The following is a 14,840-nucleotide window of genomic DNA, read 5'->3' on the forward strand; positions in this document are numbered from 1 at the left end:
CGCCGCCCACCTGCGAGTCGCCTCATGAGCTCCCGGTCCCGCCCCGCCGGTGCGGCCCCGCGTGCGGGTCGCCGTGTGCGTTTTCCCGTGCCGCACTGGCCCAGCGTCGCCGGACGGGCCCGCGCCGACGCCGGCCCGCTGCTGCTCACCGCCGTCGTCGTCGCGATCGTCGCCGCGCTGACCGCCGCCGTCCCGGTGCTGCTGCGCTCCACCGCCGACGACGCGGTCCGGGACGCGGTACGCCGGGCCGGCACCGCCGCCGACGTCACCGTCACGGCGCGCTGGGAGCCGGACGACGGCGAGATCGGCCGGAAACGGTTCCCCCGTCTCGCCGAGGACGTCACCGCGCTGCGCGACCGGGCCCTCGACGAACTCGGTGGCGACCTGCGCCGGGTGCTGCTGCCACCGGTCGCCGGCGCCCTCTCCCCCAGCCTCAAGGTCACCGACGGCAGCGTGCTGCGGACCCTGCGGCTCGGCTACCTCTCCACCGCCGGCGGGCCGGCCGTCACCTGGACCGCCGGCGGCGCTCCCGGCGCCACCGTCGAGGGCAGCGTCGACGTGCCGCCGGCCGGGCCGCCCTGGCAGGTGTCGATCGGCCTGTCCGAGACCGCCGCCGACGTCCTCGGGTTCCGGCCGGGCGACCGCATCCCGGCCGCCGACGAGAACGGCAACGACAAGAACGTCGTGGTCAGCGGCATCTTCCGGCCCACCGACCCGGCCGACCCGGCCTGGCGGCAGGCACCGTGGCTGCTGGAACCGGCACCCGGCGCCGACGGCTTCGGCACCACCCGGTTCGGCGGCCTGCTCTCCGACGCGTCGCTGCCCGACGCCCGGCTCGCGTTCGCACCGGACGCGATGCCGCGCACCGTCTGGTTCAGCCCCGACCCGGACGTGCTGACCTGGGACACGGCCGAACGCATCACGGCGACCGCGGTGTCGCTCAAGGCCACGTCCGCGTCGTCGAGCACGTTCGACACCACCTCCAGCTGGAACACTCAGCTCGACGCGGTGCTGCGCGACGTCCGCGAGCAGATCGCCGCCGCCTCCGCCCAGGCCGCCGTGCTGCTGATCGCGGTGCTCACGGTTGCCGTGCTGGTCCTGCTGCTCGCCGCGGAACTGCTGGTCCGGCGCCGGGCGGCGACACTGACCGTGGCACGGCAGCGCGGTGCCGGGTTGCCGGCGCTCGCCGGTGAGCTGCTCCTGGAGTCGCTGACGGTGACGCTGGTGGCCGCGGCGGCGGGGGTGGCGCTGGCCCGTACCGTCGTCGCGTCCGCCCCCGGCGCAAGTCCCGGCTGGGCCGGCGGAGGTCTCGGCTGGACCGCACCGGTGGTCCTCACCGGCATCGCCGCCGCCCCTGTCCTCGGCGTGCTCGCCGCCGCGCGCGCCACCCGGGACCGCCGCGTACCGGCCAACCGCAGCGCCCGCACCCGGCTCCGGCGCACCGCCCAGCTGCGCCGTCTCGCCGCCGAAGGCGCCGTCGTCCTGGTCGCCGCCGGCGCCTTCACCGCCCTGCACCAGCGGGGCGTCGAACCCGGCGCGGCCGTCGCGCTCCCGGCGGCCGCACCCACCCTGGGTCTGCTGGCCGGCGCGCTGCTGCTGCTCCGGCTGCTGCCGCTCGGCACCGGCCTGGTGCTGCGGCGGGCGCTGCGGTCCCGGCGGCCGCTCGCCGTGTTCGGCGCGGCCCGGGCGGCCGAGTCGGGCGGGCGGGCCCTGCCGCTGCTCACCGTGGTCGCCGCGGCCGGGCTGTCGGTGTTCGCGGGCACCGTCGCGGCCACCGTCGAGACCGGTCTGCGCGACGGGGCCTGGCGCTCCACCGGCGCCGACGTCCGCCTCGACCTGGCGGAGTCCGCGGGCGCGTCGGCAGCGGAGGCCACCGCGGCGATCGCGGGGCAACCAGGGGTACGGCACGCCGTCGCCGGACGGGTTGTCGACGCGGCGCGGATCGTCACCGAGGAGGTGACCGTCGCGCCCCGGCTGGTGGTCGTGGACGTGGCGGCGTTCCGCGCGCTGCTGGCGGACACGCCGCTGCCGGACGCGCCCGCGCTGGCCGCCCTGCCGGGCAGCAGCCCCGCCCCGCCGGGCAGCAGCCCCGCGCCGTTGGGGACCGGGTCCACCGCCGAAACCGGGCAAACCGCCGGAAGCGGTCCCACCTCTCAGGCCGGGCCCACCGCCGGCACGGAGCCCGCGCGGGGCAGGCCGGAAGCCGTGCCCGTGCTGGTGCTCTCCGGTGACGGCAGCCTGCGGCCCGGCATGAGTCTGCGGCTGCTCCGCGACGAGGGCGCCGCGGTGCCACTGACCGCGGTCGGCACCGCGCCCGCCATCGGCGGCGCCCCCGACGTGGTCCTGGTCGACGCGAGTGCGCTCGCCGCGGCGGGTGCACCGGCCGAGCCGAACACGATCTGGGCGACCGGCCCCGGTGCCGCGCGGGCCGCCGCGAACAGCGGCATCGGCGCCGACGTCGTGCCGCGCACCGGGGTGCTGCGGGAACGCCGCGACGCACCCCTGGTCACCGGCCTGCGCGTGCTGGCCTGGGCGTCGGCGGCGGTGATGCTCGCGCTCGGCCTGGCCGGGTTCGCACTGAGCGCGGCGGCGAGCGCCCCGGAACGCTGGCAGACCCTGACCCGGTTGCGGACGATCGGGTTGCGGCCACGCGACACGCGTACGGTCGCCGCCGCCGAACTGCTCCCCCTCGCCGCGGTGGCCGCGGTCGCCGGGCCGGCACTGGGCGTGCTGCTGGCAGGGGTCACGCTGGGTCCGCTCGCGCTGCGGTTGCTGACCGGCCAGTCCGCCGACCCGCTGCCGGCGCTGCCGTGGCTCACCGCAGCCGGGGTCGCCGGCGTGTTTTTGCTGTCCACGCTCGTGGTGGCGCCGCTGGAGTCGGCGGTGCGCCGCCGGCAGCGGCTCAGCGAGGTGCTGCGCGTGGGCACGCCCTGAGCGGCTCGGCCAGGTACTGCGGGGCACGCCTGACGGCGACGGACCGGCGGGTCAGAGGGGCTTGATCTCGACCGGGATGCCGTTCAGCACGCCGTTGCCGGAGAGCGGGTCCACCACCAGTTCGTCGGTCAGGACGTTGGAGTTCACGCCGGGGTGCGCGGCGGCCACCGACAGCCGTACCCCCGGCAGGTCGTGGCCCCAGCCGTGCGGCAGGCTCACCACGCCCGGCATGACCCGGTCGGTGACCTCGACGGTCGCCGCCAGCGCACCGGCCCGGGACGTCAGCTGGGCGGGTTCGCCGTCGGACAGGTCGAGCTTGGCCGCGTCGGCGGGGTGGACCTGCAGGGTGCAGCGGTCCCGGCCCTTCACCAGGGCGGGCACGTTGTGCATCCAACTGTTGTTGGAGCGCAGGTGCCGGCGACCGATCAGGACCATCTGGTCGCGGTCCCGGTCGAGGGCGTCCAGGAGCCGGGCGGATTCGTCGGCGAGGGCCGGCACGCACAGTTCGACGGTGCCGCTCGGCGTTTTCAGGACGGCCGGGATGCGCGGCTGCAACGGGCCCAGGTCGATGCCGTGCGGGTTCTCCAGGAGGCGTTCCAGCGAGAGGCCGCCGGGGCGGTCGCCGAAGCCGTCACCGTACGCCCCGGTGCGCACCGCCACGTCGAGGAGGCGTTCGGCCGGTCCGTCCCCCCGCACCAGGCCGGCCTTGTCGGAGCAGCCGGCCTTGGCCAGCGCCGCGGACAGCAGGCGCGCGTGCAGGACCGCCGCCTCGGTCTGCGCTCCCTGACCGGAAAGGATCAGGGTCAGCCGGGCCAGGACGTCACACTCGTCCAGGCCGCCCGGGTCGGGTGGCAGGACCGGCGGGGAGTACGCCGCGAAGTTGCGCACCGCGAACCCGAGGAATGAGAAGTCGTAGTGCCCCTTGCGGGTGGACTCCAGCGGCGGCAGGACGACGTCGGCGTGCCGGGTCGTCTCGTTCAGGTACGGATCGACGCTCACCATGAACCCGAGCCCGCCCAGCGCCCGGTCCAGCCGCCCGCTGTTCGGCGTGGAGAGCACCGGGTTGCCGGCGACGGTGAGCACGGCGCGGACCTGGCCGTCCCCGGCCGTCTCGATCTCGTCGGCCAGCGTCGCGACCGGGAACTCCCCCTTGACCTCGGGGAAACCGCGGACCCGGCTGCGCCACCGGCCGACCGTGAACCCCCGGCCGGTGCCGGAGCCGGACGACGGCCGCAGGTGCGCCGCGAGCGGGAACATCGCGCCGCCCGGCCGGTCCAGGTTTCCGGTCAGCACGTTTATCACGTCGACGAGCCAGCTGGTCAGGGTGCCGAATTCGACGGTGCAGGTGCCGATCCGCCCGTACACCGCCGCCCGGTCCGCGGCCGCCAGCTGCCGTGCCAGCTCGCGGATCCGCCCCGCCGGCACGCCGCAGGCGGCCGTCACCGTCTCCGGCGCGAAGGCCCGGGCCAGTTCGCGCACCGTCTCGACACCTGTGACGTGCCCGGTCAGGTCGCGCAGGTCGGTGAGTTCCTCGGCGAAGAGGGTGTGGACGATGCCGAAGAGCAGGTAGGCGTCGGTGCCGGGCCGGATGAACAGGTGCTCGTCGGCGTGCTCCGCGGTCCGGGTCCGGCGCGGGTCGACGACCACGAAGCGGCCGCCGCGCGCCTGGATCGCCTTGAGCCGGCCCGGGAAGTCGGCGGCGGTGGCGAGGCTGCCGTTGGACTCCCACGGGTTGGCGCCGAGGATCAGCAGGAAGTCGGTGCGATCCAGATCGGGCACCGGGATCGTCAGCGGGTGGCCGAACAGGTAGCCGCTGGAGACGTGTTTCGGCATCTGGTCGACGGTGGAGGCGGAGAAGACGTTGCGGCTCCCCGCGGCCTTGACCAGCGGGGTCACGTAGAGACCGCCGGCCATGGTGTGCGCGTTCGGGTTGCCGAGGTAGATCGCGAGCGCGTCCCGCCCGTACTCGTCCAGGATCGGTCGCAGGCCGGCCTCCACCGCGGCGAAAGCCTCGTCCCAGCTGACCTCGACGTGCCGGCCGTCGCGGCGTACGAGCGGGCGCCGCAACCGATCGGGGTCGTCGGTCAGCTGCCCGAAGGTGGCGCCTTTCGGGCAGACGAAGCCCTGGCTGAAGACGTGCTCCCGGTCGCCGCGGGCGGCGACGACGTGATCGTCGCGAATGGTCAGTTCCAGGCCGCAGGCGGCCTCGCAGAGCGGACAGGTGCGGTACGCGGTACGCATGGCGGTCCACCGGCCTTCCTGGTTACTGGTCGGTATCCTGCCACGAAACCTCCAAGATCGGACCAGTCGCCGCCGGCCGGGACGCGGGCACCCGGCGTGCCCGGGCCCTCGAGCGGCGAGGACCCGCGGCGGCGGGCGAGGCGCGGGGTGCGGCGGGGTGCGGCGTGGTACTGCTTGCCCTCGGCTCTGGTGCGGTCCCTGGACAAGTGGCCGCGGTCGATTGCGTCGGGTCCGCAGGGCCGTGTTGATCTGCTAGCGGTGCGAAATCGCGGTCTTGACCCCTTGATCACAGCGATTTCGTAGCGCTAGCTGATCAACATCTCGCCATCGGCGGCGCGTTCGGCGCCACCCGGCCCGGTGACAACACCCCCGGCCTCAAGCAGTCCGGCGGCCAGAGCGCCGCACTCGGTCAGCCCGGGATCCATCGGTCGCCGAGCAGGCGGCTCAGGCCGAACACCACGATCGGGATCATGAAGTTGGCCAGGACCGCGGTCACCGCCCCGAACCAGCCGCTGTCCCGCTCACCCTGCTCCGCGGCGCGCACCCACGGGCGGTCGCGGAAGAGCCAGAGGATCAGGCCCAGGCCGTACGGGACGAACAGTGTCACCCAGAACCAGTACCACCGGGTGCCCCGCACGGGCGCCGGTCCACCGGCCACGACGAGCAGCGTGGTGAGCGCGAGCAGCACGCTGATGCCCTGGAGCCGGCCGCGCCAGGAGATCACCTCGTCGGACGGCGGCCGGTCCAGTTCGCGCGCCAGGACCGCCGCCCCGCCGGTGAACCGGACCCCGCCGACGTCCACCGTCGTCTGATCGGTCTCGGCCAGCGAGGTGTCCGTCCAGTACACCCGGCGCCACCCACCAGGCCATGCCGGCGCCCGCCGCCCAGAGCAGCAGGATCAGCACCCGGGCCACCGGCCAGACCGTCACGGATCGCACGCGCCGATCGTGTCAGACCCGCACCCGCCCGGCCGTCCGCCCGGGTGCGGCGCTCAGACCTCCGCGAGCTGGGTGCTGACGTCGCCGTGGGCGCTGCGGACCCAGCCCTTCCCGGCCAGGCGCAGGTGGAGCGTACGCATCAGATCCGCCCGCCGCTCCGCGGACATCTCCCGGCCGCGCGCGTGGTCGAGGAGCACGGTGAGCGGCGTGACGTCGTCCAGGTCGGCCGGCCGGGGTGGCACGCCCGCCTGCCGGGCCCGCCGCAGACCCGCCTGGCTGGTCAGCGCGGTCAGCGGTGCGCCGCCCAGTTCCCGGGCCAGGTAGTCGCGGTCCGCCCGGTCGGTGACCTTGTTGCCGACCACGGCGAGCACGTCCGCGACGCCGGCCGCGGCGGCCAGTTCCCGGTACCGCTTCGCCACCGACACCGACTCGGGCGTCGGCTCGGCGACCACCACGATGACGTCGAACTGCGCGTGCAGCGAGTTGGCGAACGCGTCGGTGCCGGCCACCATGTCGCACACCACCCAGTCGTCGGCGCCGAGGCTCAGGTGGGAGAGCAGGTTCTCCAGGATCGCCAGGTGCCCGTGGTAGCAGCCGGCCCCGATGTCCTTCGCCTCGTAGGTGCCGACGTGCAGCACGTGCGCCCGGTCGTCGAGCCGGGCCGCGTGCGCGGCCAGCACCGGGTCGTCGGCGCCGAGCGTGACCAGGTTCGATCCGGGGCCGGGCGGGGTGGTCGCGACGAAATGCTCGACGCCGGCCACCCGCGGGTTGGCGCCGAGCAGGTGGGTGCGCACGCGGCGGACGTTGTCCGGGTGCGACAGCGCGGTGGCGGCTCCGGCGGTCACCCCGAGCAGCGGTGCCAGGTGCACGTTGACGTCGGCGTCGACGGCGAGGACGCGCCGGCCGGTGGACCGCAGGTGCTGGACGAAGAGGGCGGCGAGGGTGCTTTTGCCGCTGCCACCCTTACCAGTGAAGGCGATTTTCATTTTCAACAGGGTAGTGCGCGCCGGCGGGCGGCGGGCCCCGACACCCCGCGGTCCCCCGACCGGATGAGTAGCTACTTGTTATAGTAGAATGCAAACATGTTGTTCCGCGTGGACGTGGCGGCCGCCGAGCCGCTGGCCGACCAGATCGCCGCTCAGGTGCGCGGCGGGATCATGCGCGGCGAGGTGACCGCCGGCGAGCGGCTGCCGGCCGCCCGGGAGCTGGCCGAGGTGCTCGACGTCAACCTGCACACGGTGCTGCGGGCCTACGGGCGGCTGCGTGACGAGGACCTGATCGAGCTGCGCCGGGGCCGCGGCGCCGTGGTGCGCGGTGACGCCGACGCGGCCCGGTTGCGGCTCACCGAGCTGGCCCGGGAGTTCGTGCGGGAGGCCCGGCGGCAGGGGCTCGGCGAGACGGAGATGCTGGAGATCGTGAAGGGGGCGACACCATGAGACGACTGTGGATCGCGGCGGCGGCGGTGTGGCTGCCGACCGGAGTGACCGCCGGGAGCTGGGTGCTGTGGTCGGACCGGCTGCCGAGCCGGATCGCCACCCACTGGAGCGGCTCCGGTCCGGCCGACGGGTTCAGCCCGGCGACCGGCTTCTGGCTCGGCGCCCTGATCGCCGGCCTGGTCGCCGGCATCGCCGCCGTGGTCGCCGCGGCGATCGACGACCGGCGGATCGAGGACCCGGCGGCCCGGGTGCGCCGCACGGCCACCACCCGCGCGACGCTGATCCTCGGCGGCTCGGTCGCCGGTGCCGCCGCGGGCATGTGGGTGGCCACCGCGCACGCGACCCTGACGGATCCGGCCGATCCCCGCCTCGGCTGGCGATTCGGTCTGTTCCTGCTCGGGCTGGCCTGGGGCGGCGTGATCCGCCTGATCGCCGGCCCGCCACCGCGGATCGACGTGCCCGCCGCGCCGCCGGTCGACGCGCTCGACCTGGGGCCGACCGAGCGGGCCGCGTTCAGCACCACGCTGCGGTCACCGCTGCTGCTCGGCGTCCTGCTGGCCGCCACGGCCGTGATGCTGGCGCTGGCCGCCACGGTCCAGCCGGTCCTCTGGCTCGCGTGCCCGGTCCCGCTGATCGCCGCGCTGGTGTCCGGCCAGGTCCGGGTGACCGCCGACCGGCGCGGCCTGCGCCTGGTGGCCGGGTTCGCCGGGATCACCGTGAAGCACATCCCGCTGGAGCGGATCGTGCGCGCCGAGGCCGCGGACATCAACCCGGCGGCGTGGGGCGGCTGGGGCTACCGGGTCACGCCGGGGCGCAGCGCGCTGGTGCTGCGCGGCGGGCCGGGTCTGGTGCTCGACCTGCGGGACGGCCGCCGGTTCGCGGTGACGATGCCCGACCCGCGCACCCCGGCGGCCCTGCTGAACGGGCTGCGAAGCCACACCGGCTGACGCCGGACGGATGGCGAAGCGACGCCAACTGAACACGCCTTGACAATATTCTGGAAACGATTCCAGACTGGCCCCACCGATCGATCGTCATCGAATGATCAGGGGGCCGCGTGGCGGCGACCATCAAGGATGTGGCTCGGCTGGCCGGGGTCTCGCAGTCCTCGGTGTGCCGGGCGCTGGCCCGTCCCGACCAGGTCCGGCCGGACACCCGGGAACGGGTCGAGCGCGCCGCCCGCGACCTCGGCTACTACCCGAACCGGGCGGCCCGCGGCCTGATCACCGGCCGCACGGCCAACATCGGCGTGGTGCTGCCGGACCTGGCGAACCCGTTCTTCCCCAGCGTGGTGAAGGCGATACAGACCCAGGCCCGGCGGTTCGACTACGCCGTCTTCCTCAGCGACACCGACGAGGACCCGGCGATCGAGGTCCCGCTGATCCGGGCCCTCGCCAAGCAGGTCGACGGGTTCCTGCTCTGTTCGCCCCGGTCCGGCGAGGAGGAGTTGCGCGCCTTCGCCGGCCAGATCCCGATCGTGGTGCTCAACCGGCGGATCACCCCGTTCCCGTCGGTCACCGCGGACAGCGCCGACGGGATGCGGCAGGCGATCGGGCACCTGCACGCGCTGGGACACCGCCGGGTGGCGTACGTGGCCGGGCCGCGCGCGTCCTGGTCGAACCGGGACCGGCTGCGCGGCCTGCGCTCGGCCACCGGCGCCTACGACATGGAACTGATCGAGGCCGGCAACGTCGCGCCCACGGTCGACGGCGGCGCGGCCGTCGCCGACACGGTCGCGGCGTCGCCGGCCACCGCCGTGATCGCCTACAACGACCTGGTCGCGCTCGGGCTGCTCAACCGGTTCCGGGCGCGCGGCATCGCGGTACCCGGCCGGATCAGCGTCGTCGGCTTCGACGACATCCTGCTCGCCGGCCTGGTCAGCCCGGCGCTGACCACGGTGGCGATCGCGAAGGAACAGATCGGCCGCACCGGCGTCGAACTCCTGCTCGACCTGCTCGCCGACCGCGACCCGGTGAACCGCCGGACACCGACCCAGCTCATCGTGCGGGACTCCACCGGTCCCCTGACGGATCAGATCCGATAAGCCGTTCCAGCCGAACACTCCAGACAAGGAAGACGGCCATGCGAGGAAAGGTAACTCTCAGTATCGCTGCGATAACACTCACTCTCGCCGCCTGCAGTCCGCCGGACTCCGGCGGCGGCACCACCCCGGACGGCCCGGTCCCGGACAAACCCGCGAACCCGGTCACCCTCAACGTCCTCGACGTGGCCGGCAACCTGCAGCTGACCCAGGGCATGATCGACGACTTCGTCGCGAACAACCCGGAGGTCGTCGAGAAGGTCACCTACACCAAGGCCACGGCGCCGGAGCTGGTCGGCAAGGTCAAGGCCCAGCAGGACGCGAACCGCGTCGACATCGACGTGGTGCTGACCGGTGTGGACGGCCTGGCCGCCGGCATCGACCAGGAACTCTGGCTGCCCCTGCTGCCCACGCACGCGGGCCGCCTCACCGGCATGGCCGACTACCTGCCCGGCGCCGCCTCGATGCAGCGGCTGGCCGGCGACCACGGCGTGACGGTCACCTACTACCCCTCCGGGCCGCTCATCGAGTACCTCCCGGACCGGGTGCCGGACCCGCCGACGACCGCGGCGGAACTGCTCGCCTACGCGAAGGCCAACCCCGGCGCCGTGCAGTACGCCCGCCCGTCCAACTCCGGTCCGGGCCGCACCTTCCTGATGGGTCTGCCCTACCTGCTCGACGACGCCGACCCGAAGGACCCGGAGAAGGGCTGGGACAAAACCTGGGCCTTCCTCAAGGAGCTGGACCAGCAGATCACCCTCTACCCGTCGAGCACCAGCGAGACGATGAAGAACCTGGCCAACGGCTCCGCCAAGATCATTCTCTCGACGACCGGCTGGGACATCAACCCGCGCGTGCTGGGCACCGTGCCGAAGCAGGCACAGGTCGGCACCCTGGAGGGCTTCCACTGGGTCACCGACGCGCACTACGCCGTCGTACCCAAGGGGGTGTCCACCGACAAGCAGGCAGCCGTCCTCTCCCTGCTCGCCTGGATGCTCACCCCGGAACAGCAGGCCAAGGCGTACGACAAGGGGTACTTCTACCCCGGCCCGGCGGTCAAGGACGTCCCCCTGTCGATGGCACCGGCGGACAGCCAGGCGGCCATCAACGAGTACGGGCGGCCGGAGTACGAGAAGCTCATCGCCGACAACCCGCTCGAGGTGCCGCTCGACGCGAAAGCCCTGGTCGCCGCGTTCGACCGATGGGACCGCGAGATCGGCGGCTCGAAGGTGAAGAAGTGACACGCTTCGACCGGCTGCGGCTGGACGGGGTCACCCGCAGGTTCGGTGGCGCCGACGCGCTCACCGGCCTGAGCATGGAGATCCGGCGGGGCGAGTTCATCGCCCTGCTGGGCCCCTCCGGCTGCGGCAAGTCCACCGCACTGAACTGCCTCGCCGGCCTGCTGCCGCTCACCGAGGGCAGCATCTGGCGCGACGACACCCGCCTCGACACCCTGCCACCGGAACGCCGCGGCTTCGGCATGGTCTTCCAGAACTACGCGCTGTTCCCGCACATGTCCGTACAGAAGAATGTCTCCTTCGGTCTGCAGATGCAGGGCGTGGCTCGCGCCGAGGCACGCCGCCGGACCGCCGAGGCGATCCGCCTGGTGCACCTGGAGGAGCACGCCACCAAGCTGCCCGGCCAGCTCTCCGGCGGCCAGCAGCAGCGCGTCGCGATCGCCCGCGCGGTGGTGATCGAGCCGTCGCTGGTGCTGATGGACGAACCGCTCTCCAATCTGGACGCCAAGCTGCGCCTGGAGATGCGCACCGAGATCCGGCGGCTGCACCAGACCCTCGGTCTCACCACCGTCTACGTCACGCACGACCAGGAGGAGGCGCTGTCGCTCGCCGACCGCCTGGTCGTGCTCCGGGACGGGCGGGTGCAGCAGATCGGCACGCCGGAACAGGTGCACACGCGTCCCGCCAACCGGCACGTCGCCGACTTCATGGGCTACCGCAACCTGCTGGCGGGGCACGCCGACGGCGCGCGTCTCACGCTCGACCCCTCGGGCGTACGGGTGACCGGCACCCCCGTGGAACCGGTGCCGGACGGCACCCCGGCCGTCGCGGCGATCCGTCCCGAGGACATCAGCCTGGACGGTGACCTCGAAGCCGTCGTGGAGGTCGTGGAGTACCAGGGCCGCGAGTTCACGGTCGAGGCCCGTACCCCCGGTGGCCTGGTCCTGCACCTGCGCACCGGTCAGCGGCTGACGCCCGGCGACCAGATCAAGGCCGGTTTCCCGCCGGACCGCCTGCTGATCTTCCCGTCGGCACCGGCGGACCCGGCATGAGCACCGCGACCGTCGCGGTCCGGCACCGGCTCGCCGAACGCGGGATCGACCGGCAACTGCTGCTGCTCGTGCCCGCCACCGTGTTCGTGGTGGCACTGTTCATCTACCCGTTCGCCTACGGGATCGCGGTGTCCCTGCAACCGGCCGAGGGTGGCATGCTCGCCGCCTACCGGTCGTTCTTCACCGACGCCTACCAGCGCGACACGATCATGACGACGCTCGTCATCGCCCTGCCGGCGGCGCTGCTCAACGTGCTCGCGTCGGTGCCGATCGCCTACCGGATGCGCGGCCGGTTCCGCGGCAAACGGGTGCTCACCACGGCACTCGTCGTGCCGATCACGCTCGGCACCGTGCTGACCGCCGAGGGCCTGCTCAACTTTCTCGGCCCGGCCGGCTGGTTCAACCGGTTCCTGACGACGACGGGGCTGGCCGACGCGCCGGTGCGGCTCACCAACAACTACTGGGGCGTGTTTTTCTCCCTGGTCATCACGGGTTTCCCGTTCGCCTTCCTGCTCGTCCTGTCGTACCTCTCCGGCATCGACCCGTCCCTCGAACGCGCCGCGGCGACCCTCGGTGCCGGCTGGCGCCAGCGGTTCCTCCGGATCACCCTGCCGCTGCTCGCCCCCGGGCTCGCCACGACGTTCTGCCTGACGTTCGTGCTGGCGTTCAGCGTGTTCCCGTCGGCGATCCTGGTCGGCGACCCGTCCGGCAGCACCCGGGTCATCTCCATCGCGGCGTACGAGGCCGCGTACGTCCGCTACGACTACGCCGGTGGAGCGGCCGCGGCGATCATCATGGGCGTCGTCGAGCTGCTCGTGATCAGCATCGTGCTCGGGCTGCGCGGGCTGCTCTACACCGGATCGACGGCCGGAGGCAAAGGATGAGACGCGCGATCGTGGCCTCCCCCGCCGCCTGGCTGGTGTGGGGCGCCGTGACCATCTTCTTCGTCGGGCTGGCCGGCGTGATCGGCTCGGTCGTGGTCAACTCGTTCGGCCTGCGCTGGTTCGACTCCTGGCTTCCGGAGGCGTGGACCACCCAGTGGTACGGCCAGGCCTGGGACGAGTTCGACCTGCTGCCCGTGCTCACCGTGACGATCCTCGTCTGCCTGCTCGTCGCCGGCATCTCGGTGCTGGTCGGGGTGCCCGCGGCGTACGTGCTGGCCCGCCGCTCCTTCCCCGGCGGCCGGCTGCTCTACCTGCTGTTCCTGCTGCCGATCCTGATGCCGCCGATCACCTACGGCATCCCGCTGGCCACGGTCCTCTACAAGTACGGCCTGGCCGGGCACCTCTCCGGCGTGGTGCTCGCCAACCTGGTGCCGTCCATCCCGTTCGTCATCCTCACCATGACGCCGTTCATCGAACAGATCGACCCCACCGTGGAGCGGGCGGCACGGATGTGCGGCGCCCGGACCCGGCACGTCTTCGGCCGCATCCTGGCGCCGCTGCTCATCCCCGGCATCCTCGCGTCGACGATCCTCGTGGTGGTCCGCACCGTCGGCATGTTCGAGCTGACGTTCCTGACCGCCGGCCCGGACTCGCAGACCCTGGTGGTGGCGCTCTTCTACTCCATGTCGGCCGCGGGCATCCGCGCACAGCAGTCCGTCGACGCGATGGCGGTCATCTACTGCGTGATGATGCTCGTGCTGCTGGTCCTCGCCCTGCGGTTCGTCAACCCCACGCAACTCGTCGCACGGGTCAAGGAGGATCCCGAGTGAAAATCGTCGACGCACGGGTCATCGTGACGTGCCCCGGCCGCAACTTCGTCACCCTCAAGATCGTCACTGACGACGGGCTGACCGGGGTCGGTGACGCCACACTCAACGGGCGGGAACTGGCCGTCGCCGCCTACCTGACCGAACACGTCGTGCCGGCCCTGATCGGCCGGGACGCCTCCCGCATCGAGGACACCTGGCAGTACCTCTACAAAGGCGCCTACTGGCGGCGCGGACCCGTCACGATGACCGCGATCGCGGCCGTCGACACCGCGCTCTGGGACATCAAGGGCAAAGCCGCCGGCCTGCCCGTCTACCAGCTGCTCGGCGGGCGGTCCCGGTCCGGGGTGACGGTCTACGGGCACGCCAACGCGGTGGACGTCGAGTCGGTGCTGTCCGAGATCTCGTCGTACGTCACCCTCGGCTACCGGGCGGTCCGGGTACAGACCGGCGTCCCCGGGCTGGCCAGCACCTACGGGGTGAGCGGCGACAAGATGTTCTACGAGCCGGCCGACGCCGCCCTGCCCACCGAGAACGTCTGGTCCACCGCGCACTACCTGGACTACGTGCCGAAAGTGTTCGCCGAGGTCCGCAAGGAGTTCGGCCCGACGCTGCGGCTGCTGCACGACGTGCACCACCGGCTGACCCCGCTGGAGGCGGCCCGGCTCGGGAAGTCACTGGAGCCGTACGCGCTGACCTGGATCGAGGACCCGGTCCCGGCCGAACTCCAGGAGGGTTTCCGGCTGATCCGGCAGCACACGACGACCCCGATCGCGGTGGGCGAGGTCTTCAACTCCATCTGGGACTGCCAGGAACTGATCACGTCCCAGCTGATCGACTACATCCGTACCACCGTGGTCCACGCCGGCGGCATCACCCACCTGCGCCGGATCTTCGACCTGGCCGCGCTCTACCACGTCCGCAGCGGCTCGCACGGCGCCACCGACCTGTCCCCGGTCTGCATGGCGGCGGCCCTGCACGTCGACATCGCGATCCCGAACTTCGGCCTCCAGGAGTACATGCGCCACACCCCGGAGACGGACGAGGTCTTCCCGCACGGCTACCACTTCGCCGACGGCTACCTGCACCCCTCCGAGGAACCCGGCCTGGGCGTCGACATCGACGAGGAGCTGGCGGCACGTTACCCGTACCGCCCGGCGTCGCTGCCGGTCAACCGCCTGGAGGACGGCACCATGCACAGCTGGTAGCGCCGTCCGATCCGCGCCGATGCGGGGTGGCGGGCGGCGGA

General features: G+C 73.0%; 12 protein-coding genes. 9 read left to right on the top strand and 3 right to left on the bottom strand.

The annotated features are described in order from the left end of the window. The first annotated feature begins 75 nt into the window (after window positions 1–75). Window positions 76–2,934, top strand: coding sequence for an FtsX-like permease family protein (locus tag LPA41_RS31450; RefSeq protein WP_229074669.1), 2,859 nt, complete (start codon window positions 76–78; stop codon window positions 2,932–2,934). A gap of 51 nt (window positions 2,935–2,985) precedes the next feature. Here the strand turns inward: LPA41_RS31450 and LPA41_RS31455 are convergent, their stop codons facing one another. The 3 genes from LPA41_RS31455 to LPA41_RS31465 form a co-directional block, all read right to left on the bottom strand. After that, window positions 2,986–5,175 (bottom strand): molybdopterin oxidoreductase family protein, encoded by a 2,190-nt coding sequence (locus tag LPA41_RS31455; RefSeq protein ID WP_229074671.1) that lies wholly within the window; start codon window positions 5,173–5,175, stop codon window positions 2,986–2,988. Between the two features lie 409 nt (window positions 5,176–5,584). Beyond that, on the bottom strand, window positions 5,585–6,022 hold the full coding sequence (locus tag LPA41_RS31460) for a hypothetical protein (protein WP_229074672.1): 438 nt from the start codon (window positions 6,020–6,022) through the stop codon (window positions 5,585–5,587). A 144-nt stretch (window positions 6,023–6,166) separates the two neighbouring features. Further along, window positions 6,167–7,099, bottom strand: a complete 933-nt coding sequence (locus LPA41_RS31465; protein ID WP_229074673.1) for an ATP-binding protein — start codon at window positions 7,097–7,099, stop codon at window positions 6,167–6,169. Window positions 7,100–7,195: 96 nt separating this feature from the next. Between LPA41_RS31465 and LPA41_RS31470 the strand changes: the two genes are divergently transcribed. From LPA41_RS31470 to manD, 8 genes are all read left to right on the top strand, one after another. Beyond that, a complete protein-coding gene (locus LPA41_RS31470; RefSeq protein WP_229074676.1) occupies window positions 7,196–7,549 on the top strand; it encodes a GntR family transcriptional regulator in 354 nt (117 codons plus the stop codon). Next, window positions 7,546–8,496, top strand: a complete 951-nt coding sequence (locus LPA41_RS31475; RefSeq protein WP_229074678.1) for a DUF1648 domain-containing protein — start codon at window positions 7,546–7,548, stop codon at window positions 8,494–8,496. The genes LPA41_RS31470 and LPA41_RS31475 overlap by 4 nt, the downstream gene beginning before the upstream one ends. 110 nt (window positions 8,497–8,606) lie before the next feature. After that, entirely contained in the window at window positions 8,607–9,593 is a 987-nt protein-coding gene (locus LPA41_RS31480; protein ID WP_229074679.1) for a LacI family DNA-binding transcriptional regulator, read from the top strand. A 38-nt stretch (window positions 9,594–9,631) separates the two neighbouring features. After that, window positions 9,632–10,831 (top strand): ABC transporter substrate-binding protein, encoded by a 1,200-nt coding sequence (locus LPA41_RS31485; RefSeq protein WP_229074680.1) that lies wholly within the window; start codon window positions 9,632–9,634, stop codon window positions 10,829–10,831. Continuing rightward, window positions 10,828–11,880 (top strand): ABC transporter ATP-binding protein, encoded by a 1,053-nt coding sequence (locus tag LPA41_RS31490; RefSeq protein WP_229074682.1) that lies wholly within the window; start codon window positions 10,828–10,830, stop codon window positions 11,878–11,880. The genes LPA41_RS31485 and LPA41_RS31490 overlap by 4 nt, the downstream gene beginning before the upstream one ends. Continuing rightward, window positions 11,877–12,764, top strand: coding sequence for an ABC transporter permease (locus LPA41_RS31495; protein ID WP_229074683.1), 888 nt, complete (start codon window positions 11,877–11,879; stop codon window positions 12,762–12,764). Before LPA41_RS31490 ends, LPA41_RS31495 begins: the two co-directional genes overlap by 4 nt. Further along, window positions 12,761–13,594, top strand: a complete 834-nt coding sequence (locus tag LPA41_RS31500; RefSeq protein WP_229074685.1) for an ABC transporter permease — start codon at window positions 12,761–12,763, stop codon at window positions 13,592–13,594. Before LPA41_RS31495 ends, LPA41_RS31500 begins: the two co-directional genes overlap by 4 nt. After that, window positions 13,591–14,799 carry a D-mannonate dehydratase ManD gene (manD, locus tag LPA41_RS31505; RefSeq protein WP_229074687.1) on the top strand — a complete coding sequence of 403 codons (1,209 nt, stop codon included), beginning with the start codon at window positions 13,591–13,593 and terminating at the stop codon, window positions 14,797–14,799. The genes LPA41_RS31500 and manD overlap by 4 nt, the downstream gene beginning before the upstream one ends. Window positions 14,800–14,840 lie beyond the last annotated feature (41 nt).

It is taken from the genome of Actinoplanes sp. DH11, from assembly GCF_020873875.1.
Lineage (GTDB): Bacteria > Actinomycetota > Actinomycetes > Mycobacteriales > Micromonosporaceae > Actinoplanes.

Coding starts and splice junctions, on each gene's coding strand:
- LPA41_RS31455 (WP_229074671.1), bottom strand. CDS start 5,175: ATGCGTACCGCGTACCGCACCTGTCCGCTCTGCGAGGCCGCCTGCGGC.
- LPA41_RS31465 (WP_229074673.1), bottom strand. CDS start 7,099: ATGAAAATCGCCTTCACTGGTAAGGGTGGCAGCGGCAAAAGCACCCTC.
- LPA41_RS31470 (WP_229074676.1), top strand. CDS start 7,196: ATGTTGTTCCGCGTGGACGTGGCGGCCGCCGAGCCGCTGGCCGACCAG.
- LPA41_RS31475 (WP_229074678.1), top strand. CDS start 7,546: ATGAGACGACTGTGGATCGCGGCGGCGGCGGTGTGGCTGCCGACCGGA.
- LPA41_RS31485 (WP_229074680.1), top strand. CDS start 9,632: ATGCGAGGAAAGGTAACTCTCAGTATCGCTGCGATAACACTCACTCTC.
- LPA41_RS31495 (WP_229074683.1), top strand. CDS start 11,877: ATGAGCACCGCGACCGTCGCGGTCCGGCACCGGCTCGCCGAACGCGGG.
- LPA41_RS31500 (WP_229074685.1), top strand. CDS start 12,761: ATGAGACGCGCGATCGTGGCCTCCCCCGCCGCCTGGCTGGTGTGGGGC.